This window comes from Mesorhizobium sp. M0771, from assembly GCF_040320155.1.
Lineage (GTDB): Bacteria > Pseudomonadota > Alphaproteobacteria > Rhizobiales > Rhizobiaceae > Mesorhizobium.
Genome location: NZ_JAMYPC010000001.1, coordinates 658,357 through 679,560, shown reverse-complemented (window position 1 = coordinate 679,560; position 21,204 = coordinate 658,357). Strand labels below are relative to the sequence as shown.

The 21,204-nt window shown below is 63.8% G+C and carries 23 protein-coding genes; 10 read left to right on the top strand and 13 right to left on the bottom strand.

Going from position 1 to position 21,204, the window contains the following annotated elements; all coding sequences use genetic code 11:
• Positions 1–98 precede the first annotated feature (98 nt).
• The 3 genes from ubiE (at position 99) to coaBC (ending at position 4,015) form a co-directional block, all read left to right on the top strand.
• Positions 99–875, top strand: coding sequence for a bifunctional demethylmenaquinone methyltransferase/2-methoxy-6-polyprenyl-1,4-benzoquinol methylase UbiE (ubiE, locus tag NKI05_RS03280; protein WP_023747104.1), 777 nt, complete (start codon positions 99–101; stop codon positions 873–875).
• A 31-nt stretch (positions 876–906) separates the two neighbouring features.
• Positions 907–2,481 (top strand): 2-polyprenylphenol 6-hydroxylase, encoded by a 1,575-nt coding sequence (ubiB, locus tag NKI05_RS03275; protein WP_352792172.1) that lies wholly within the window; start codon positions 907–909, stop codon positions 2,479–2,481.
• 67 nt (positions 2,482–2,548) lie between these two features.
• Positions 2,549–4,015, top strand: a complete 1,467-nt coding sequence (coaBC, locus tag NKI05_RS03270; RefSeq protein WP_023814647.1) for a bifunctional phosphopantothenoylcysteine decarboxylase/phosphopantothenate--cysteine ligase CoaBC — start codon at positions 2,549–2,551, stop codon at positions 4,013–4,015.
• Positions 4,016–4,135: 120 nt separating this feature from the next.
• On the opposite strand, the gene NKI05_RS03265 is transcribed toward coaBC, so the two are convergent.
• The 8 genes from NKI05_RS03265 to NKI05_RS03230 all read right to left on the bottom strand — a co-directional run bounded on the left by NKI05_RS03265 (position 4,136) and on the right by NKI05_RS03230 (position 10,333).
• The gene (locus NKI05_RS03265) at positions 4,136–5,572 is read right to left on the bottom strand and encodes an MFS transporter (RefSeq protein ID WP_023686463.1); all 1,437 of its coding nucleotides are present in this window, start codon (positions 5,570–5,572) and stop codon (positions 4,136–4,138) included.
• Between the two features lie 193 nt (positions 5,573–5,765).
• The gene (locus tag NKI05_RS03260; RefSeq protein WP_023671135.1) at positions 5,766–6,245 is read right to left on the bottom strand and encodes a DUF992 domain-containing protein; all 480 of its coding nucleotides are present in this window, start codon (positions 6,243–6,245) and stop codon (positions 5,766–5,768) included.
• A gap of 89 nt (positions 6,246–6,334) precedes the next feature.
• Entirely contained in the window at positions 6,335–6,808 is a 474-nt protein-coding gene (locus tag NKI05_RS03255; protein WP_023814645.1) for a DUF992 domain-containing protein, read from the bottom strand.
• 259 nt (positions 6,809–7,067) lie between these two features.
• Positions 7,068–7,922: a tetratricopeptide repeat protein gene (locus tag NKI05_RS03250; protein WP_023686462.1), complete on the bottom strand. Its 855-nt coding sequence runs from the start codon at positions 7,920–7,922 to the stop codon at positions 7,068–7,070.
• Between the two features lie 203 nt (positions 7,923–8,125).
• Positions 8,126–8,404, bottom strand: coding sequence for a 30S ribosomal protein S21 (gene rpsU, locus NKI05_RS03245; RefSeq protein WP_023671138.1), 279 nt, complete (start codon positions 8,402–8,404; stop codon positions 8,126–8,128).
• A gap of 176 nt (positions 8,405–8,580) precedes the next feature.
• Positions 8,581–8,967 carry an SET domain-containing protein gene (locus NKI05_RS03240; RefSeq protein ID WP_023686461.1) on the bottom strand — a complete coding sequence of 129 codons (387 nt, stop codon included), beginning with the start codon at positions 8,965–8,967 and terminating at the stop codon, positions 8,581–8,583.
• Positions 8,968–9,072: 105 nt separating this feature from the next.
• Positions 9,073–9,831, bottom strand: a complete 759-nt coding sequence (locus tag NKI05_RS03235; protein WP_023671140.1) for an SDR family oxidoreductase — start codon at positions 9,829–9,831, stop codon at positions 9,073–9,075.
• A 133-nt stretch (positions 9,832–9,964) separates the two neighbouring features.
• Positions 9,965–10,333 carry a YrdB family protein gene (locus tag NKI05_RS03230; RefSeq protein ID WP_023671141.1) on the bottom strand — a complete coding sequence of 123 codons (369 nt, stop codon included), beginning with the start codon at positions 10,331–10,333 and terminating at the stop codon, positions 9,965–9,967.
• A gap of 202 nt (positions 10,334–10,535) precedes the next feature.
• On the opposite strand from NKI05_RS03230, the gene NKI05_RS03225 reads away from it, so the two are divergent.
• Genes NKI05_RS03225 through NKI05_RS03200 form a run of 6 tightly spaced genes read left to right on the top strand, consistent with a single transcriptional unit; the run spans position 10,536 to position 16,385 of the window.
• On the top strand, positions 10,536–11,789 hold the full coding sequence (locus NKI05_RS03225) for a sarcosine oxidase subunit beta (RefSeq protein WP_023686460.1): 1,254 nt from the start codon (positions 10,536–10,538) through the stop codon (positions 11,787–11,789).
• Positions 11,789–12,211 (top strand): hypothetical protein, encoded by a 423-nt coding sequence (locus tag NKI05_RS03220; protein ID WP_023686459.1) that lies wholly within the window; start codon positions 11,789–11,791, stop codon positions 12,209–12,211. The genes NKI05_RS03225 and NKI05_RS03220 overlap by 1 nt, the downstream gene beginning before the upstream one ends.
• Positions 12,212–12,223: 12 nt before the next feature.
• On the top strand, positions 12,224–12,535 hold the full coding sequence (locus tag NKI05_RS03215) for a sarcosine oxidase subunit delta (RefSeq protein ID WP_023683197.1): 312 nt from the start codon (positions 12,224–12,226) through the stop codon (positions 12,533–12,535).
• On the top strand, positions 12,532–15,525 hold the full coding sequence (locus tag NKI05_RS03210; protein ID WP_023814643.1) for a sarcosine oxidase subunit alpha: 2,994 nt from the start codon (positions 12,532–12,534) through the stop codon (positions 15,523–15,525). The genes NKI05_RS03215 and NKI05_RS03210 overlap by 4 nt, the downstream gene beginning before the upstream one ends.
• Complete coding sequence (locus NKI05_RS03205; protein WP_023691852.1) at positions 15,518–16,102, top strand: sarcosine oxidase subunit gamma; 585 nt, start codon at positions 15,518–15,520, stop codon at positions 16,100–16,102. Before NKI05_RS03210 ends, NKI05_RS03205 begins: the two co-directional genes overlap by 8 nt.
• Before the next feature lie 52 nt (positions 16,103–16,154).
• Entirely contained in the window at positions 16,155–16,385 is a 231-nt protein-coding gene (locus tag NKI05_RS03200; RefSeq protein WP_023691851.1) for a hypothetical protein, read from the top strand.
• A 140-nt stretch (positions 16,386–16,525) separates the two neighbouring features.
• Here the strand turns inward: NKI05_RS03200 and NKI05_RS03195 are convergent, their stop codons facing one another.
• Positions 16,526–16,759 (bottom strand): DUF680 domain-containing protein, encoded by a 234-nt coding sequence (locus NKI05_RS03195; RefSeq protein WP_023671148.1) that lies wholly within the window; start codon positions 16,757–16,759, stop codon positions 16,526–16,528.
• A 186-nt stretch (positions 16,760–16,945) separates the two neighbouring features.
• On the bottom strand, positions 16,946–17,590 hold the full coding sequence (locus NKI05_RS03190) for a TetR/AcrR family transcriptional regulator (RefSeq protein ID WP_023671149.1): 645 nt from the start codon (positions 17,588–17,590) through the stop codon (positions 16,946–16,948).
• A gap of 328 nt (positions 17,591–17,918) precedes the next feature.
• Here NKI05_RS03190 and NKI05_RS03185 point away from each other — a divergent pair, with 328 nt between their 5' ends.
• Positions 17,919–18,548, top strand: coding sequence for a hypothetical protein (locus NKI05_RS03185; protein WP_155929513.1), 630 nt, complete (start codon positions 17,919–17,921; stop codon positions 18,546–18,548).
• Positions 18,549–18,788: 240 nt separating this feature from the next.
• Here the strand turns inward: NKI05_RS03185 and NKI05_RS03180 are convergent, their stop codons facing one another.
• Genes NKI05_RS03180 through NKI05_RS03170 form a run of 3 tightly spaced genes read right to left on the bottom strand, consistent with a single transcriptional unit; the run spans position 18,789 to position 21,144 of the window.
• Positions 18,789–19,820: a phosphotransferase family protein gene (locus tag NKI05_RS03180; RefSeq protein WP_023728438.1), complete on the bottom strand. Its 1,032-nt coding sequence runs from the start codon at positions 19,818–19,820 to the stop codon at positions 18,789–18,791.
• On the bottom strand, positions 19,817–20,332 hold the full coding sequence (locus NKI05_RS03175) for a MaoC family dehydratase (RefSeq protein WP_280790513.1): 516 nt from the start codon (positions 20,330–20,332) through the stop codon (positions 19,817–19,819). The genes NKI05_RS03180 and NKI05_RS03175 overlap by 4 nt, the downstream gene beginning before the upstream one ends.
• Complete coding sequence (locus NKI05_RS03170; RefSeq protein ID WP_023695624.1) at positions 20,329–21,144, bottom strand: SDR family oxidoreductase; 816 nt, start codon at positions 21,142–21,144, stop codon at positions 20,329–20,331. The genes NKI05_RS03175 and NKI05_RS03170 overlap by 4 nt, the downstream gene beginning before the upstream one ends.
• Between the last annotated feature and the right edge of the window lie 60 nt (positions 21,145–21,204).

The following is a 21,204-nucleotide window of genomic DNA, read 5'->3' as shown; positions in this document are numbered from 1 at the left end:
CCACCACCTGGAAGCGCGGCCGAACACCGCGCCTTAAACAATAGCGCCCGCACCATCGATCGGCTATGGTCCCGCCGGTTTTATGACGGATCAAAATAATGTCAGTTGAGAGAACCACGGCCGCGGGCGGCATGGAAACCTCCTATGGTTTCAAGAAGGTAGGGCCAGGCGACAAGCAGCCTCTGGTCAACGATGTTTTCCACAAGGTGGCGAACCGCTACGACCTGATGAACGACCTGATGTCGGCCGGGCTGCACCGGCTGTGGAAGGATGCCATGGTGACATGGCTCAATCCGCCGAAACGTCCGGGCTGGAAAGTGCTTGACGTGGCGGGCGGCACCGGCGACATCGCCTTCCGCATTGTAGACGCCAGCCATGGCAACACGCATGCCACGGTGCTCGACATCAACGGCTCGATGCTCAGCGTCGGCCGTGACCGCGCGGAGAAAAAGCGCCTGTCCGGCAACACCGATTTCGTCGAGGCCAATGCCGAGGAACTGCCTTTCACCGATAGCACCTTTGACGCCTACACCATCGCATTCGGCATCCGCAACGTGCCGCGCATCGATGTCGCGCTGACGGAAGCCTTTCGCGTGCTGAAGCCCGGCGGACGGTTCCTGTGCCTGGAGTTTTCCGAGGTCGAGATGCCGCTGCTGGACAAGGTCTACGAAGCCTGGTCGTTCAACGCCATTCCGCAGATCGGCAAGATGGTGACGGGCGAGGGCGAACCCTATTCCTACCTGGTCGAATCGATCCGCAAATTTCCCAATCAGCAGAACTTTGCTGCCATGATCACCCGCGCGGGCTTCGAGCGCGTGTCGTTCCGCAACTATTCCGGCGGCATTGCCGCCCTGCATTCGGGCTGGAAGCTTTGAGGCACCACAGTTTGCAGCAGCAGGGTAGGCGATGAGCAGCGTCGGCGCCGCCTTTCGGCTCGCACGGGCCGGCTGGGTGCTGGTTCGCGAAGGCGTGATCGCAGCATTGCCTGGCGACGAACTCGGCGGCCTGCCGAAATTCGGCTGGCGCATGGCCCGGCTCTTCACCCGCCGCCGCGCGCTCACTTATGAGCGCAGCGACCGGCTGGCCAAGGCGGTGGTCCGGCTCGGACCCTCCTACGTCAAGCTCGGCCAGTTCCTGGCGACGCGGCCTGATGTCGTCGGCAACGACATGGCGCTCGACCTCGCCATGCTGCAGGACAAGATGCACACTTTTTCGCAGGCGGAAGCGGTGGCGGCGATCGAGGGCTCGCTCGGGCGCAAGATCGGCGAACTCTATACGCAGTTCGGCGGGCCGGTCGCGGCGGCCTCCATCGCCCAGGTTCATCCCGCGCAAGCCATGCATGACGGTGTCGATACCAAGGTGGCGGTGAAGGTGATCCGGCCTGGCGTGCGCCGCCGCTTCTTCCAGGATCTCGAAAGCTATTTCCTCGCCGCTCGGCTGCAGGAGAAATACATCCCGTCGTCGCGCCGGCTGCGGCCGGTCGAGGTGACCGAGACGCTGGCGCAGACCACCAAGATCGAGATGGATCTTCGCCTCGAGGCGGCCGCACTTTCGGAACTGGGCGAAAACACCAAGGACGATCCGGGCTTCCGCGTGCCGTCGGTCGACTGGGAGCGCACCGGGCGCGATGTGCTGACCATGGAATGGGTCGACGGCGTCAAGATGAACGACATCGCCGGCCTCGCGGCGGCGGGGCACGATCTGAAGGCGATCGCCACCAACCTGATCCAGTCGTTCCTGCGTCACACGCTGCGCGACGGCTTCTTCCATGCCGACATGCATCCAGGCAATCTGTTCGTCGAGGCCAATGGCAATATCGTCGCCGTCGATCTCGGCATTGCCGGACGGCTCGGCAAGAAGGAGCGCCGGTTCCTCGCCGAAATCCTCTACGGCTTCATCACGCGCGACTATCTGCGCGTCGCCGAGGTGCATTTCGAGGCCGGCTACGTGCCGCGTCAGCACAATGTCGCGGCTTTCGCGCAGGCCATTCGCGCGATCGGCGAGCCGATCCATGGCCAGCCGGCTGAAACCATCTCGATGGCGAAGCTTCTGACGCTGCTCTTCGAGGTCACCGAACTGTTCGATATGGCCACGCGGTCGGAACTGATCCTGTTGCAGAAGACCATGGTGGTGGTCGAAGGCGTCGCGCGCACGCTCGACCCGGCCTTCAACATGTGGAAGACGGCCGAGCCGGTGGTCGGCCAGTGGATCGCCGGCAATCTCGGCCCGAGCGGCCTGCTGATGGACGCGCGCGACGGCGCCAAGGCGCTGCTGGCGCTGGCCCGCCAAGCGCCCGATCTTGCCGCCCGCACCGAACGGCTGTCGCGCGAGATCGATTTTATGGCCGAACACGGCCTGCGCTTCGACGAAGCGACATCGCGCGCCATCGGTAAGGCCGAAGCGCGCTACACCCGCTCCGGCCGCATGGCGCTGTGGGTCATCGCGCTGACGCTGGTGTATATCGCGTGGAAGCTGCTCTGATCGCTTGCAACGCTAGCAACTGTGGTGCTAGCGTTGCAGTCGCGCTATTGATGTCGCGGAGCAAGTCATGGGCACCATTACTGTCCGCAATCTAGCTGACGACGTGAAGCAGAAATTGCGTGAGCGCGCTGCGGCGCGCGGGGTGTCGATGGAGGAAGAGGCGCGTGATGCGCTTGCCAAAAGCGTGCTGTCGGCGGAAGCCGGCATGCCCGAGAGCGAAACCCTCCATGCAACAATCCGCCGCCTGGTTGAGCCTCATGGAGGTTTTGACAACGATCTGTCCCAGCGAGGTCAATCCACAAAAACGCACAGCACCCTCGACGGCAAGCGCATCCTGCTGATCATCGGCGGCGGCATCGCCGCCTACAAGGCGCTGGACCTGATCCGCCGGCTGCGCGAGCGCGGTGCGGCGGTGCGCGTCGTGATGACATCGGCGGCGCAGGAGTTCGTCACCACGCTTTCGGTCGGCGCGCTTTCGGCCGACCATGTCTTCACCGAACTGTTCGACCGCAGTGACGAGCACGATGTCGGCCATATCAGGCTGTCGCGCGAGGCCGACCTTCTGGTGGTGGCGCCGGCCACCGCCGACCTGATGGCCAAGCTCGCCAACGGCCATGCCAACGATCTGGCCTCGACGGTGCTGCTCGCCACCGACAAGAAGGTGCTGATGGCGCCGGCGATGAACCCGAAAATGTGGTCGCATGCCGCGACGAGCCGCAACCGGGCGACGCTCGCCAAGGATGGCATCGCCTTCGTCGGCCCGGCCAAGGGCGAGATGGCGGAAAGCAACGAGGCGGGCGAGGGCCGCATGGCCGAGCCGCTGGAGATCGTGGCAGTGATCGAGGCACTGCTCGACAGCAGGCCGAAGCCGCTGGCCGGCCGCAGGATCATCGTCACCTCGGGGCCGACGCATGAGCCGATCGACCCGGTGCGCTACATCGCCAACCGCTCTTCGGGCAAGCAGGGCCATGCGATTGCGGCAGCGCTGGCAAGACTGGGCGCGGATGTACGCCTGATCTCCGGTCCGGTCAGTATTGCCGATCCGGCCGGCGTTGTGACGACACATGTCGAGACCGCGGCCGAGATGAAGGCGGCCGTCGAACAGTTGTTGCCGGCGGACGCCGCGGTCTTCGTAGCTGCCGTCGCCGACTGGCGCACCGCTGGCACGGCCGGCGAGAAGATCAAGAAGGTGGCGGGCCAGGGCCCACCGGCGCTGCAAATGGTCGAAAACCCCGACATTCTCGCCAGTGTCGGTCATCACGGGCAACGGCCGGGGCTGGTTGTCGGCTTCGCCGCCGAGACGCAGGACCTGATTGCGAATGCCGAGGCCAAGCTGAAGAAGAAGGGCGCCGATTTCATTGTCGCCAACGATGTCTCGCATGAAAGCGGCGTCGGCCCCACCGGCGTCATGGGCGGCGACCGCAATAAGGTGCGCATCGTCTCGAAGGACGGTGTCGAGGAATGGCCTGAGATGGGCAAGGGCGAGGTGGCGGCGCGGCTCGCCGCGCTCATCGCCGAGCGTTTGCAAGCCTGAGCGGCCGCCGGTTCCGCAATCGGGCAGGCCATGGTCTTGCAAGCAGCCTTGTGGCCGAGGGCATTTGACGCCGACAGCGCCGGCGGAATGCTGTCGCCAAATTCTCGATCGGCCGTGCCCTCAGCCTGGCGCCAGTTGCGGCCGGCGTGCCGCCAAAGCCATCTTCAACGCCGCCAGGCAACCGACAATGCCGAGTGGCACGAAGGCCAGGTACAGCCAGCCGGCGACGTGCGCTGCTGCCTCGCGGTTCAGTCCGTCCGAAAAGCCGCTGGCATTGGCGATGATGCCGGCCATGGCGGCGCCCACGGCGTAGCCGATGCGCTGCATGGTCGGCACGGCGGCCGAGGCGATCGTCTGCTCGCCGTCGCGGGCCGAGGCGACGATGATGCGGGTCAGGAAGGGCCATGACACGCCGAAGCCACCGCCTTGCAACAAAGCGCAGAGCAGGATCAGCGGGATCGAGCCGGCGGGGATGGCATAGGCGAAACCCGCGAGGCCGGCTGCAATCATCAGCGCGCCGATGACGAGGATCTGCCGTTCGCGCTGCAGCGGCGCATTGGCGACGGCGATCGACAGGATCGACCAGGCGATCGATTCGGCGGCGATGATGTAGCCTGTGGTCAGGATCGGGATGCCGTGCAGCGTGGTAAGCAGAAGCGGCCCGTAGATGGAAAAAGAGACTGTCGCCACCGAGAAGGCGGCAACCATGGTCATGCCGCTGCCGACCGGCGAGCGCCATGAGAACAGGCCCGACGGGAACAGTCGCGATTGCGGCTTCATGGCGTCGACGAAAACGAACAGCGCCAGGCCGGCGAGGCCGAGGGCCAGCAGCAGCGACGAGCGCAGCAAGGCGACGTCGACGCCTGCGGTGGCGATCAGCACGACGGCGATGGCGAGGCAGCCAAGTGCTGCATAGGGGAAGGGCGGCGATGTGCCGGCGGCGGCCTGCGGCTTCGCCGCTTCCGGCGTGTTCAGGACGATGAAGCTTGCCGATGCCATGGCAATGCCACCCAGCACGAAGACGCCGAAGGCCCAGCGCCAGGACAGGAGCTCGACCATGATCGCGCCGAGCATCGGGCCGCTGAATGCGGCGACGCCCCAGATCGCCGACATTATGCCGAACAGCTGTGGCCAGATGCTGCGGTTAAACAGCCGCTCGACCGAGACGAAGGCCAGCGACACCAGCGCACCGCCGCCGAGACCCTCGACCAGACGGCCGCCAAGAAACACCGGCATGGACGGCGCGGTGGCGCAGATCAGTGCGCCCACGGCATAGAGCAGGGCGGCGACCGTGACGTTGGAGCGTAGAGCGACATAGCTGACCAGCCGCCCGGCCGCTGCGCCGGCGACAATGGCGCCGAGCTCGTAGACGGCCAGCGACCAGCCGACGAACTGCACACCGGCGAGGTCCCCGACCATGGCCGGCATGACCGTCGCCACCATCGTCTCGTTGGTGGCGTGCAGCAGGATGCCGAGGCTGATGAAGCAGAAGCGCGCGAGGTCGCCGCTTGCCCACAATGCCCGCCAGTCGACCTTGTTGCTGGTGATTCCAGTCATTCTTTTACCCTGCCTTTGCATATCTCGATGCCGGCGCATGGCGCCAGAAGCCAGTCAGGCTTTCCGGCGGGGCCATGCGCGCTGTTTCAGTCAGGCGAGTTGTAAAACCTCAAGCGCAGTTGAGCTCAAGTGGCTTTTTATCGAAGTGCAAACGGTCGAGATTGGCCGGAAGCCTCTCCGCTTGATGCGCCGGTCAGTTCTCAATGCTGCGCAGCTGAAACTGGCTGACGCCGATCGCAATGTTGATACCGGTCTGCGTCTGCAGGCTGAGCGGCTGCAGGGTGAAGGCCTGCGAGGAGCCGCCGACCAGGAGATTGGCGCCGGCGCCGACCGCCGCGGTCACTTCGGCGCTGGCGCCGATATAGTCGCCGGCCAACGCGCCGGGCGCATAGATGTTCCTCAGCGGCGTCAGCACCAGCCATTGCATGACGGTCTGCTTGGTGGTGCCGATGTCGAGCCCGTATTTGTTGACGGCGCCGAAATAGGCTTCCGGCGAAAAGCTCTTGTCGGCCGGCGTGAAGGTGCAGCTCAGATCCTTGCTGGAGCCGAAGATGAAGCCGGTGCCGCCGCCGATGGCGCAATCGAGCACACCGAGTTCGATACCCTGGCCTTGCGCTTGGGCCTGGGCGGTACAGATGATGGTGATAGCGGCGGCGATGGCTGGTTTCAGCACGGCGGATCCCCCAAAAAGCATGCGGCGCGAAACAGTAACCTGTTCCGCGCCGCGCGTAGAGGGATCAGTCGATCCTTATTTGCCCATGCTTATTTGAACGAGTGGATCAGCTCCAGGGAGGTCACGGCGACCGCTACATTGACGCCGGTCTGCGCCTGGACGCTGAGCGGCTCCAGCACAAAGGCGCCGTCCAGCCCGCCGACCAGCAGATTGCCGCCGCCGCCGGTCACCACGCTCGCCTCGGCGTTGACGCCGTAATAATGGCCGGCAAGGTCGCCCTCGTCATGGCCGCGGGTGGCGGCCAGAACCGCCCACACCAGCTGGCCCTGATGCGTCTGGCCGAGATCGACGCCGAGCTTGGAGATCATCCCCGTGTATTTCTCGGACGGCCCATGGTGATAAGGGCGGAACGTGCAGTCGACGCCCTTGTTCGACGTGATGACGTAACCGACGCCGCCGTCGATGGTGCAATCGAGCGTGCCGAGCTGAAGCTTGCCGGCGCTGGCGGGAACGGCAAGCAGCGTCGTGGCAAGTGCCGCGGCACAGATGATTTTCTTGATCATGGGTCAGTCCTTTCGAAAATGCCTTCAACAACGGTTGAATGGCCCGGAGCGTTCCGCTGAAAACTTGGCGCGATCAAGGCAGGGGTTAACGCTTTGCCCCTGGTGGTTAAGATTGGGTGATAGTGGGGTTTTCTGGATACGCAATCTCAAGGGGAAGCGCTCTGCGCTTTCCCTTGGGAGAAACCGCTCACGCGGCGCACTGCATCAGGAATAGAACGTTGTTATAAAAGGCCGCCGATGGCGGCGCGCCGGCTGCATCTCAGCCGGCGGTGGCGCCCGATGTGCGCGACAGGCCGTCCTTGGCCGGCTGGTAGGTCGGGTCGAGATGGACGGCTTCGCGGTAGGCCTTCGAGGCCTTGACCTTGTCGCCGCGGCGCTCGTAGATCAGCGCCTGGTTGGACCAGGCTTCGGCGTTCTTGCCGTCGAGCTTGATGGCCATGTTGAAGTCGGAGAAGGCGTTGTCCTCGTCATTCATGGCGAGATAGGAGAGGCCGCGGCCGTTATAGGGTTCGGCCGCGTCCGGCGCCAGGGAGATGGCGGTCGAGAAATCCTCGATGGCAAACTTGTGCTGGCCCTGGCTTTGATAGATCAGGCCGCGATTGTGATAGGCGCGGGCATCCGTGGTGTCGAGCTGGATCGCCTTCTGGAAATCGTTGAAGGCCTGCTGGGTCTGGCCGGCCTTGCGATAGAGGTTGCCGCGGCCGATATAGGCGGCGTCATAATTTGCATTGATCTGGATCGAGCGGTTGTAGTCGGCAAGGGCGGCCGCCTGGTTGCCGAGGAAGCGCTGGATCAGTGCCCGGTTCGAATAGGCCTGGTAGAAATTCGGGTTGAGCTGGATGGCGGTGTCGAAATCCTTCAGCGCCGCCTGGTACTGGCCGCCACGGCCATAGGCCGAGCCGCGCACATTGTAGCCTTCCGGATCCTGCGGATTGCGCTGGATCACCGCCGACAGCGAGGAGATGTTCTCGCTTGAGCCTTGCGCCTTGTCGATGTTGTTGAATTCGCCGGTCGGAACGCTCTGGCAACCGGCAAGCACCAGGCCGGACATCAGGGCTGCCGCCAGGGCCAAACCGCGCATTGTGGTTTTGCGCTCTACGCCGATTGCGTTCATGTCTGCCCTGTCCTCACTTCAGCCGCGCCGTCCAGGTCCCCCTCCGGGCCGGGTCACAGATTGTCGTAACAAAATCTAGAACGCCGTTTGCGCGTTCAAGGGAACGGCCTCCAACAGAATGGCGGCGCTCCAAACAAAAAGGTGGCGGCGATTCCGCATCGCGCCACCTCAGAGTATCCTTCGAAAAGGACGAAAAATTGGCGTCAGAACCGCGGCGGACGCGGAGCACCACCAGGACCACCGGCGGCGCCGGCAGCAACCGGGCGCGGCGTCATCGGCAGCAGGCCTTCGCGCTGGGCGCGCTTGCGGGCCAGCTTGCGGGCGCGGCGAACGGCTTCGGCCTTTTCACGGGCGCGCTTCTCGGAAGGCTTCTCGTAATGGCCGCGCATCTTCATTTCGCGGAAAATGCCTTCGCGCTGCATCTTCTTTTTGAGAGCGCGAAGCGCCTGATCAACGTTATTGTCGCGGACGAGTACCTGCACGGGCAATCCTGTCTTTCGGGTTTGATATCAACAGGCAAGTGACCATAGCCACATGCCTCCGCGGCGCTTTACACCACGAATTGTGGCGGCTGATAGCAGAATCAGGCCGCGCTGTCCACACTGGAAATGAAGGACAACCGCCAATTTGCCACGGCAGCCCCGAGATAGGGCGCCAACTAGGCGCTGGCCAGATGGAGCCGTGCGAAATCCTCGAAGAATTCGCCGTAATCGCAGGTAATTTCCTCGCCGGCTGATATATCTCGAGTGGCGGTGGCGCCGCCATATTGCGAAAAATCCGTGTTCGGCCGCTCGGCGTGGTTCATGAAGCGGCCATTATCGACTTCATAGACCATGAAGCCGGGACGGTCGGGGCTCGGATAGGCATAGCGGTCGAGCAATTCCTTGAGGTGCGGCGGCGCCGCCTCGTATTTGTCCGTCGGGATCAGCCGGTCGAAATCCGGATCGAGCCGCCAGATCGAGGCGCCCTTCCTGATCGGCTCGGCGGCGAACACGCCGACGCCTTCGATTGCGCTCTGGGCGACATAGGTCCTGATCAGCAGCATGTCCGTCCTCCTCACCCGAAACCGAATCGCCAAATCGCGTGGAAAAAGCAAGTCCGGTTTCGGGTTCTATGGCTGATCGGCGCGGGCGATGACCCGCGAAATGCTTCACGTCCGGGTGATCGAGACGCCGCCATCGGCAAACAGCGCCGATCCTGTGGTGAAGCTCGACGCATCCGATGCCAGGAAGAGCGCAGCGCGGGCGATCTCTTCAGGCACAGCGACACGTTTCAAGGCATGCAGGTTTTCCACGAAAGCGCGTGATTCCGGCGTCTTGAATGTTGCCGACGGGGTGTCGGTGCCACCCGGCATCAGCGCGTTGACCCGCACGCCCCTGGGGCCGTATTCGGCGGCCAGTACCTGCGTCAGGCCGATCAGTCCGGCCTTGCTCGCGGCATAGCTGGTCATGCCCGGCATGCCGACTGTGTGACCGACGAAGGTCGAGGTGAAGATCAGCGATCCGCCGCCGCGTTCGACCATCGCCGGCACCTGGTATTTCGCGCCGAGAAAGGCGCTGGTCAGATTGGCGTCGAGCGTCTCGCGCCATCCGTCCAGCGACAGTTCCGAAATCGGACCCATCGTTCCGACGGAGCCGACATTGTTGAAGGCGATATCGAGCCCGCCGAATTTTTCGACGGCGAGATCGACGAGGGCTTTTGCATAGGCTTCGTCGCGGACATCGCCGGCAAGCGCGACTGCCGTGCCGTCGGCGTCCTCGATTTCGACGACCAGCGCATCGAGTTCGGCCTGGCGGCGGGCGGCGATGACGACCCTGGCGCCTTCTTCGGCGAAGAGTTTTGCGGTGGCGCGGCCGATGCCGGAACTGGCGCCGGTGACGATCGCTATTTTATTGGTGAGTGCGAACATTTTTTGCATCCTTTCATCGCGCCGGCTGTGCCGGCACCCGGGATGTTGATCGCAGTTCGGGACGGTGCTAGCCACCCGATACGTGCTCGACTTGCTGAATGGCTTCGCAGCGGCACAAGCGCCGCGCGCCGGACTATTGCTTCAGCAGCCAGCCGAGGCGATCGAGCGAAAATGCGTAGCTGATGGCGATGAGCAGCGTGATGACAACGCCCGTGGTTGTGTGACCGGCGGCATAGAATCCGGCTGCACCGCCAAACAGGATGGCCAGTTCAAGCACCAGCCTGACTGCGCCTGGTACAGGAACCGGCGCGCGTCCGGACCGGCTCGGATCGCCGCGCACCGCGAAGGTTCCCCACAGCGCAGCTGCAATGAACGGCAAGGCCAAGGCGAAGAGCCAGCGCCACCATCCGCCGGAGAGGCTCCAGCCGGCAAAGCCGAGGCCAAGCAAGGCGGCAAGTTCCAGCAGGAAACGCAAGGTTAGATTCCACCAGGCGTTGCCCATATCCGTCCTCCAGAGTCTCGCGATCGCCAGTGTGTCCGAACGCAGCCATGCCTGCCAGCCCGGGCAGGTCTTTTCCACCGCGGCGCAAAACGGCAAGCGCCGTCGCAAACAGCGCAAGGGTGGAAGCGCCGTTTCGCTAGTGATACACCTCGCGCGCCGGGGCTGCGTAAAATACCCCATCGCCATTTGCGAGGCTGGAACGTTGAAAAAATATTCGGTATTCGCCATCGCCCGCGAGGCCATGCGCGGCCACAAGGGCTGGGAGGAACAATGGTCCTCGCCGGAGCCGAAGAAGGAATATGACGTCATCATCGTCGGCGCCGGCGGTCATGGCCTGGCCACCGCCTACTATCTCGCCACCGTGCACGGCATCACCAATGTCGCGGTGCTGGAAAAGGGCTGGCTAGGCGGCGGCAACACCGGGCGCAACACCACCATCATCCGCTCCAACTACCTTTACGACGAGAGCGCCGGCATTTACGACCATGCGCTGAAGCTGTGGGATGGGCTCTCCCAGGAACTCAACTACAACGTCATGTATTCGGCGCGCGGCGTCATGATGCTGGCGCACAATGTGCACGACATCCAGGTGCTGAAGCGCCATGTCCATGCCAACCGTCTCAACGGCATCGACAATGAATGGCTGACGCCTGAGCAGGCGAAGGAATTCTGCCCGCCGCTCAACATTTCCAGGCAGGCGCGCTATCCCGTCGTCGGCGCCGCCTTGCAGCGGCGAGGCGGCACGGCGCGTCACGATGCGGTGGCCTGGGGCTATGCGCGCGGCGCTTCGGCGCGCGGCGTGCACATCATCCAGAATTGCGAGGTCACCGGCGTCAAGCGGGCGGCCAATGGCGCGGTCATGGGCGTCGACACGACGCGCGGCTTCATCGGCGCCAAGAAGGTCGGCGTGGTGGCTGCAGGCCACTCCTCGGTGATCATGAACATGGCGGGCGTGCGCATGCCGCTGGAAAGCTATCCGCTGCAGGCGCTGGTGTCGGAGCCGGTCAAGCCGGTGGTGCCTTGCGTGGTGATGTCGAACACGGTGCACGCCTACATCTCGCAGTCCGACAAGGGCGAGCTGGTGATCGGCGCCGGCACCGACCAGTATGTCTCCTATTCGCAGACCGGCGGCCTGCACATTTTGCAGCATACGCTGGACGCCATCTGCGAGATGTTCCCGATCTTCACCCGCATGAAGATGCTGCGCTCGTGGGGCGGCATCGTCGACGTGACGCCCGACCGTTCGCCGATCCTGGCCAAGACGCCGGTATCAGGCCTCTATGTCAATTGCGGCTGGGGCACGGGCGGCTTCAAGGCAACGCCCGGCTCAGGCCATGTCTTTGCCCACACGATTGCCAAGGACGATCCGCATCCGATCAACGCGCCCTTCACCATCGAGCGCTTCCGCACCGGGCGCCTCATCGACGAGGCAGCAGCGGCGGCGGTGGCGCACTGATGATGGTGGAACTGGCTGTAGCGGTGCCGCTGGTGCTGGCGGGGGAGCAGGACCTGTTCCATTTTCCGTCACCGGACGAGGTGCGGACGCAGCCGATCAGCCGCGCCGGCAACGAAGCCAATTGGCCGTTTTCGATCGACGCCGGCATTCTGGCATGCGTGTGGAGCGGTGGCCAGAAGGTGGTCATCTTCATGGAGAACAGGCCCTCCGATCTCGGCGAGGACGACACATTCGATGCGCGCAGCGTCATCGTAACGACCGATCCGTTTCAGCTCACGATCGGCAACATGGCGTATCGCGAGCTGTTTCGCCCCGCCGCAAGTGTAGAGGAGCGCATTCGGCTCGTCGCGCCTTTTGCGGCGATGGGCCAGAGGCTTTGCAACCAACCGGCCGGCGCGCATGTCGGCCACGGCGAATTGTAGGAACGAACGATAATGCTTCTCATCCGCTGCCCCTATTGCGAGGAAGAGCGCCCGGAGCTCGAGTTCCGTAACGCCGGCGAGGCGCATATTGCGCGTTCGGCCAACATGGCGGGCGAGAGCGACGACGACTTCGAAAAGTTCTTCTTCATCCGCTCGAACCCCAAGGGCATCATCTATGAGCGCTGGCGCCACATCCATGGCTGCGCGCGTTTCTTCAACGCGGTGCGCGACACCGTCACCGACAAGTTCGTCATGACTTACAAAGCCGGCGAGCCGAAACCGTCCAAGCTGCCCAAAAACTCCAACGAAATGGCTTCCAAATGAGCGGCGCGTTCCGCATTCCGAGCGCCGGCCGTCTCAGCCAGGCCAAGACCGCGCGGTTCTCTTTCGACGGCCAGTCTTACACCGGCATCGAAGGCGACACGCTGGCCTCGGCGCTGCTTGCCAATGGCGTGCATCTGGTGGGACGTTCGTTCAAGTATCACCGTCCGCGCGGCTTCCTGTCGGCCGGAGCGGAAGAGCCAAATGCGCTGGTCGAGGTCAAGCGCGACGCGGCACGCAAGGCGCCCAACATCCGCGCCACGGTGCAGGAGCTCTATGACGGGCTCGTCGCCAACTCGCAAAACCGCTGGCCGTCGCTCGCCTTCGACGTCGGCGCGGTCAACGATCTGGCATCGCCGCTGTTTTCGGCCGGTTTCTACTACAAGACCTTCATGTGGCCGAAGGCGGCCTGGAAGAGTCTCTACGAGCCGAAGATCCGCGCCGCGGCGGGTCTCGGCGTTTCGCCCGACAAGCCAGATCCCGACCATTATTCCTCGCGCTATGCGCATTGCGACGTGCTGGTGCTGGGCGGCGGTGCGGCCGGCATCGCGGCAGCGCTTGCCGCTGCCGAAACCGGCGCGCGTGTCATCCTCGTCGACGAGCAGGCCGGCTTCGGCGGCAGCCTGCGTTTCGAGAGCGGCGCCAGGATAGACGGCCATGACGGCTTTGGCTGGGCGCAAGCAGCGGTAGCCAAGCTTGCCGCCATGGACAATGTCCGTGTGCTCTCGCGCACGACGGCGTTCGGCTATTACGCGCAGAATTTCGTCGGCCTGGTCGAGCGGGTCAGCGACCATCTGCAAAACCCCGGCCACGATTTGCCGCGCGAGCGCCTATGGCAGGTACGCGCCAAGCGCGTGGTGCTGGCGACCGGCGCCATCGAACGCCATATGGTGTTTGCCGACAATGACCGGCCCGGCATCATGCTGGCCTCGGCGGCGCGGACTTATCTCAACCAGTACGGTGTCGCGGTCGGCAAAAATGTCGGCGTCTACACCGCCAATGACTCGGCCTACTCCGCCGCGATCGACCTGAAGAAGGCCGGCGTCAACGTGGCGGCGATCGTTGACCTGCGCGACCATCCGACCGGACCTGTGATCGACGAGGCGAGGGCGCTCGGGATCGAGGTCAATTTCGGCCGCGCGGTGATCCGCGCCGGCGGCAAGTTGCGCGTGACCTCGATGACGGTGCAGCCGAAGAATGGGGGCGGCGAGCGCACCATTCCGGTCGACGCCATCCTGATGTCGGCCGGCTGGACGCCGTCGGTGCATTTGTTCTCACAGTCGCGCGGCAAGGTCGCCTTCAATGACGAGACCAAGCGCTTCGTGCCGGGCATCTATGCGCAGGACTGCGTTTCGGTCGGCGCCTGCAACGGTACGGATGGGCTCTCGGCGTCGATCGACGAAGCCTATGCGGCCGGCGCCAAGGCGGCGAAGGATGCGGGCGGCAAAGTGGCCAAGGGCGTTAAGCCGAAGGTCGACGCGTCGGAAAGCTGGTCGCGCGGCATGCTGGGCGCGGCGCCCGGCGCCGGGCCGGACAAGACGGTCAAGGCCTTCGTCGATTTCCAGAACGACGTCACCGCCAAGGACATCCGCCAGGCGGTGCATGAAGGCATGCGCTCGATCGAGCACGTCAAGCGCTTCACCACCAACGGCATGGCGACCGACCAGGGCAAGACCTCCAACATGCACGGCCTGGCGATTGCCGCCGAGACGCTGGGCAAGCCGATCCCCGAGGTCGGGCTGACCACGTTCCGCGCACCCTATACGCCTGTCACTTTCGGCGCGATCGTCAGCCATTCGCGCGGTCCGCTGTTCGACCCGACACGCAAGACCGCGATCCATCCCTGGGCGGAAGCTCAAGGCGCGGTGTTCGAGGATGTCGGCCAGTGGAAGCGCGCCTGGTATTTCCCCAAACCCGGCGAGGACATGCACAAGGCGGTCGACCGCGAATGCGTCGCTGTGCGCAGCAATGCCGGCCTGTTCGATGCCTCGACGCTGGGCAAGATCGAAGTGGTCGGACCGGATGCGGCCAGGTTCATGGAACTGCTCTACACCAATCCATGGGAGAAGCTGGAACGCGGCCGCTGCCGCTATGGCATCATGCTGCGCGAGGACGGCTTCATCTATGATGACGGCGTCGTCGGCCGACTGGCGCCGGATCGTTTCCATGTGACGACGACAACCGGCGGCGCGCCGCGCGTCATGAACCACATGGAGGACTATCTCCAGACCGAGTTCCCGCATCTCAATGTCTGGCTGACGTCGATCACCGAACAATGGGCGGTCATCGCCGTGCAGGGGCCGAAGTCGCGCGACATCATTGCACCGCTGGTCGAAGGCGTCGACATGTCGGACGAGGCGCTGCCGCATATGTCGGTGCGCGAAGGCAAGATCTGCGGCGTGCCGACCAGGCTGTTTCGCATGTCGTTCACCGGCGAGCGCGGTTTTGAAGTCAACGTGCCGGCCGATCACGGCCAGGCCGTCTGGGAAGCGCTGTGGGCCGAGGGCCAAAAGCATGGCGCGACTGCCTACGGCACCGAGGCGATGCACGTGCTGCGCGCCGAAAAGGGCTACATCATCGTCGGGCAGGACACGGACGGTACGGTGACGCCGAACGATGCCGGGCTCGACTGGGCGGTCGGCAAGAAGAAGACCGATTTCGTCGGCATTCGCGGCCTGACGCGGCCCGATCTGGTCGCCAAGGGCCGCAAGCAGCTGGTCGGCTTGAAGACCAAGGACCCGAAAGTGGTGCTTGAGGAAGGCGCGCAGATCGTCGCCGACCCGAAGCAGGCGATCCCGATGAAGATGATCGGTCACGTCACATCCAGCTACTGGTCGGAAAATTGCGGTCGCTCGATCGCGCTGGCGCTGGTTGCCGGCGGGCGCGACCGGATGGGCGACACGCTCTATGTGCCGATGCCGAACGGGATGATCGAAGTGGAGGTTACCGGCATGGTGTTCTTCGACGAGACGGGAGGGCGCCTCAATGGCTAAGGCTGCTGCAAAGAAGACGGCCCCAGCTGCAGCGCCGTCGGTCGAGCGCCGCCCGGCCCTGGCTGAACGCGTCGTTTCCGCAACGGATGTCAAGGTCGAGGTGCTGCCGCCGGCGGAGCGCATGTCGCTGCGCGCGCCGGAGGCTTCCGTCGCGGCGCTGTCGAAGGCGCTCGGCCTGACCTTGCCGAAGCAGCCGAAAACTTCGGCGTCGAAGACAGGGCGCACGGCGCTGTGGCTTGGCCCTGACGAGTGGCTGGTTATCGATGAGGCTGGCAAGGATCCGCTGGCCGATCGTGCTGGGGTTGCCGCATTGCATTCGGCGGTCGGCATCTCGCACCGCAACGTCGCCTTCGCCGTCACCGGCCCGGCGGCTGCCGCCGCGATCAATGCAGGCTGCCCGCAGGATTTGTCGCTCGAGGCTTTTCCGGTGGGCGCGGCGTCGCGCACCATTCTCGGCAAGTGCGAAATCCTGCTGTTGCGCACGGCAGCCGACGCTTTCCGGGTCGAGTGCTGGCGTTCCTTCTCGGACTATGTCTTTACTTTCCTGTCGGAAGCAGCCAGCGACGCGGCGGCGTAGGAACGTTTGACGGGTCAAGCCGTTCTGCTTCCCCCATCAGGGAGAACATACGATGCCGTCGAAAGCGCCGCCGAAGTCAGCTGGCAAGACGTCCGCCGTGCGCTCACTCGAACATGAGCAGCATCACGAGGTGACTGCCGAAGAAGAGGAACTCGAGGAAGGCCTCGAGGACACGTTTCCGGCCAGCGATCCGGTGTCGATCACCTCGACCGCCATCCCAGGCGCGCCGGCAAGACCCGGCAAGGCCAAGACGGTGCCGGGTCGCAAACCGCGCAAGAAATAACCCGTTCGGCTACGCCAGGTTTGAACTCAGGAAAAGCCGGCTTGCGCTGAGGAAATGGGGGCGCTGAGGAAAAAACGGGCGGCCGGGATTATCCTGCCGCCCTTAAATTAATCGTTGTGCTGTGGTCGAGCCCGATCAACTTAGAACGTGCTCGGCACGATCCATGGGTTGATCTCGATGCCGAGACGCGGGCTCTTGGCCTTGACGTCGGACTTTTCGACCGAGCCGGTCACGGCGCAATCGAGCTTGGCATTGGTCGTGGTGTCGACGCAGGTGGCGGCGGGGGCCTGCTTGGTCGAGTGTGTGTTGTTGGCGGCGAAAGCCGAGCCGGAGAGAGCCAGCACGGTGGCGAGAGCGAGAAGGGTCTTGTTCATGTCTGTCTCCATCGGTTAAATTCTTTTCGTACATGTACGATACAACGTACACATACGCCCACCGAGATGGGTTTTCAAGTCGAAAAGCGTACGCGTACGACAAATTTTTTTGAATGCCGAAAATTGCGGCGCACTGACACAGCCGAAGCTGTCAGGCCGGACGTTGAATTGGAGGGGCGGGGATGCTCAGCAGTCGACCGGGGTCTCGGTCAGCGGCGGCACATTCTGAGTGCTGAGCGTGGCGAGTGTGAAATCGCACATCCGCGTCACGAAAGCCTGCGGATCCCCGAAGGGGTAGAACGGGAACGTGATCAAAAGCGAGATGGTGCCGTGGCCGACTGCCCAAAGCATGGTGGCGATGGCGCGCGGATCGCCCTGCAGCTTGCCTGCAGCAACGCAGGCCTCGACCCTGGATATCAGCGCTTTCATCGCCGGGTTGGCCTCTTCCATGTCCTCATAGCTTCTGCCTTCCGGCAGCTTGGTCTTTTCGGTCATGAACACGGTGCGGTATTCGTTGGGGTTGCCGAGCCCGAAGGCGGCATATTCGGTCATCACCGCACGCAAGGCCTCGATCGGATCGTCGGAAGGATGCTCCTCGATGCGGCGGGCAAGTGTTTCGAAGGCATCCTCGGCCAGCGCAAACAGGATGTCTTGCTTGTCGGCGAAGTAGGAATAGACCGACATCGGAGCATAGCCGACCCGCTTGGCCAACTTGCGGATGGTCAGGCCTTCATAGCCCTCTTCCTTGACGAGCTTGTGGGCTGCGTCGAGCAGTTCGGAACGCAGTTCGGCCTTTTGTTTCTCGCGGCGTTTCTGAACGCTCAGTGGCAAGATCCGGTGCCTTTGGTTGGTTGTGCATGACTGAATATATACGCTGTACGGAAACGGGCAAGGGCGCTGTCAGGGACATCAAAAAGCGACCTCAAGCTTTCTCTCGAATAGTCGTGCCCGTCTGGTCCATTTCGCCGGCATCTATGTCACAGCATGTGTAACCTGGGCGCACGCAGGCAACATCGGACTGTTACAAACAAAGCCTATTTGGCGGCTCTGCAAGAAATTTCGGTTTTCGGGGGCCTCTATGGCTGCGATAGAGCTTTCGTCCGGGCTGCCGGGCGCACATCCACTTTCTCATGGCGCAAGGCTGGCGCTCAGGCGAGTCGTGATAGTCGCATGGCTGGCGATCGCAATCGGCTTCGCCATGGAAGCGCTTATTCTGACTGCCGGATTTGCGGCAGGTTCGCACCCGGCCCCGACCCAGGTTCTGATAGACTTGGCGCAAGGCGTGACCTGGTCATTCTTCGTCTGCGCCGGCGTCAGCCTCGGCACGGCGATCACCAAGGTGCGAGCCTCGCTTGGCGGCCTTATCGCCATGATCTCGGGGCCGCTGGCCATGGGCATCGCCAAAGGTACGCAAAAGGTGATGGTGAGCGCGCTTGATGTATCGGCAAAGCCCGTGATCCTGTCGCTCACCACGCTCGGTATGTTGCGGGCGATCGAGTATGGCTTGCTGGGCTGGATGCTGGCTTCGCTGGCATCCAAGGAAAAACCTCGCTCGCTGCATTTCATGCTGGCGGGTGCCTTGGCCGGCGCGGTGTTCGGCGGCGGGATCACGGCGCTGACGATCGAGACCGCCGCAGCCAAGGACATTGCGCTGGCATTGCCGCAGGCTGTCGCCACCGGCCTCATTGAGATCGTGTTTCCGATCGGATGCTCGCTGGTCGTCTACATCGCCCTGCAAGTCAGCCGGCACATGAAGTTCATTTCCAGCGATGCGCGCAGAGCCGGATGATTTCAGGTCGAATTGACCTGAATCTGAATCCGGCTCTAAATCAAATAGATAGAGCATGATGTCGTCCGAAAACCGCTTCACACTTTTCGGCATCATGCTCTGTCTACAGACGGTGATCGGTTTGCGTCCTGTTTCCAGGCCGGTTGCCACCGCCTCCGTGTGGGCTTGCTCCCCGGTCGGGGAACGGAACTGATCCGATCTGTCATCAAATCGCGCCGACCACACTATCTCATTGTCTACTCAGGTTCGGTCGATCAGCTTGGCGGCAAGGTGCGACAGCAGCTTCACCGCTTCGCCATAGGTCCTGGCCTTTTCGGGATTGGAGGCGTTGCCGTCGAGCGCCCGTTTGTAGACGCCCTGACAGATGGCCGCCAAGCGGAAGAAGGAGAAGGCGAGGAAGAAGCTCCAATTGTCGATGCCGCCCAGCCCGCGCCGCCGGCAATAGGCGGCGACGTACGCGTCCTCGGAAGGAAGGCCGAGGGCGGCGCGGTCGACGCCGCCAAGACCGCGAAAGCCCGAGGCGTGCGGCAGGCGCCATTGCATGCATTGATAGGCGATGTCGGCGAAGGGATCGCCGAGTGTCGACAGTTCCCAGTCGAGCACGGCCAGCACTTTCGGCTCATTGTGCGCGAAGATCATGTTGTCCAGCCGGTAGTCGCCATGCACGAGAGATTTTCGGCCGTCATCGGCCGGAATATGCGTCTCCAGCCACGCGATCAGCAGGTCCATGTCGGCGACCGTGCCGGTCTCCGAGGCGCGGTACTGGCTGGTCCAGCGTGCCAGCTGGCGTTCGAAGTAATTGCCGGGTTTGCCGAAATCGCCGAGCCCGACCGCCTCGACATCGACGTCGTGCAGGGCGGCCAGGGTGGCGTTCATGGCATCGTAGAGGGCGGCGCGCTCATCGTTGCCAGCGGCCTCCGGCACTGCCGGATCCCAGAAGATGCGGCCGTCGAGAAAATCCATGACGTAGAACATGCGGCCGATCGGCGTCGCCTCCGCCGACAGATGCAGCATCGCCGGCACCGGCACGGCGGTGCCGGCCAGCGCCTTCATGACCGTGAATTCGCGGTCGACCTGATGCGCCGATTTCAGCAACTGGCCCGGCGGCTTGGCGCGCAGGACATAGCGGCCGCTGGCCGCGGTCAGCAGATAGGTCGGGTTCGACTGGCCGGATTTGAATTTTTCGATTGCGGAAAGCCGTGCAAAACCAGGGATGTGCGCCTCGAGGTAAGGGGCTAGCGCTGTCTGGTCGAGCGTATTGGCGTCGCTCATGCGGTCTCCGGCTCACGCTCGATCAGCGTCAGCGTCAGCCAGCGCGCGGTCAGCGCCGGCTTCTTCGAGCCTTCGATCTCGATGGTCACGTCATGCGCCGTCTGCACCCAGCCCGACGGCCTGACCTTGACGTCGGCCAGCACGAAGCGGGTGCGGATGCGCGCGCCGGTCTTCACCGGCGCCAGGAAGCGCAGCGAATCGAAACCGTGGTTGACGCCCATCTTGCCCTTTTCCAGCGGCGGCATGGTCTCGAAGGTCATCGCCGAGAGCAGCGACAACGACAGGAAGCCATGCGCGATGGTGCCGCCGAACGGCGTCTCGTTTTTGGCCCGCTCGGGGTCGCAATGGATGAACTGGTGGTCGTCGGTGGCGTCGGCGAACTGGTCGATCATGGTCTGTGTGACCTCGCGCCATGGCGAGACGCCGACTTCCTTGCCGACGCTGGCCAGAAGCACATCGAGACTGATCGGTTCCACTGCGGTGTCCTCCCCTTGCCGCCGACCGCGGCTCATTCCTTGAACAGTGTCAGCCCATGCTGCACCGACTGCCCGCCGTCGATCGGCAGGATGGCGCCGGTGACATAGGAGCCGGCGCGGCTGCACAAATAGAGCGTTGCGCCGCCGATGTCATCCGCCACGCCGATACGTCCGATCGGCACATGGCTGCCGACATGTCTGGCCTTTTCTTCGGTGCCGGTGGCAAAGGCGGTCATCCGGCTCTGGAAGGGGCCGGGCGCGAAGGCGTTGACGGTGATGCGCCGCGCCGCGAGCTCGATCGCCAGCGTGCGCGTCAGGTGGTGAACGGCGCCTTTGGACGCGGTATAGGAATAGGCGTCGTCGGCCAGCGGCTGCGTGCCCATCACCGAGCCCAGATTGATGACGCGGGCCGGATCGGCATCGCTCGCGGCGGCTTCCAGCAGCGGCAGCAATTCGCGCGTCAGATGGAAGACGGCGGTGACGTTGACGGCGAACACCTTGGCCCAGCCGCTATAGGGAAAATCCTCCAGGGAGGCACCCCAGGATATGCCGGCATTGTTGACCAGAATGTGCAGCTTCTCGGTGCGCGCCTTGACCTCGCTGACCAGCGCGGCAATGCCGGCTTCGCTCGAGACGTCACCGGCGAAACCTTCGGCACTGCCGGAGCCGCCGAGCCCGTTCAACTCAGCGGCGACCTTGATGCAATCCTTGCCCTTGCGCGAGGCGATCATCACGGTAGCGCCGGCCTGGACCAAAGCGGTCGCAACCATGCGGCCGATGCCGGTCGCGGCTCCCGTTACCAGCGCGGTCTTACCCGCGACTGAGAACAGTTCTTCCAGATAGCTCATCGCAATTCCTCCGCGCCTTTCTGCTCACGGTCCGGGGCGAAAGGGCTCGCGTTGACAAGG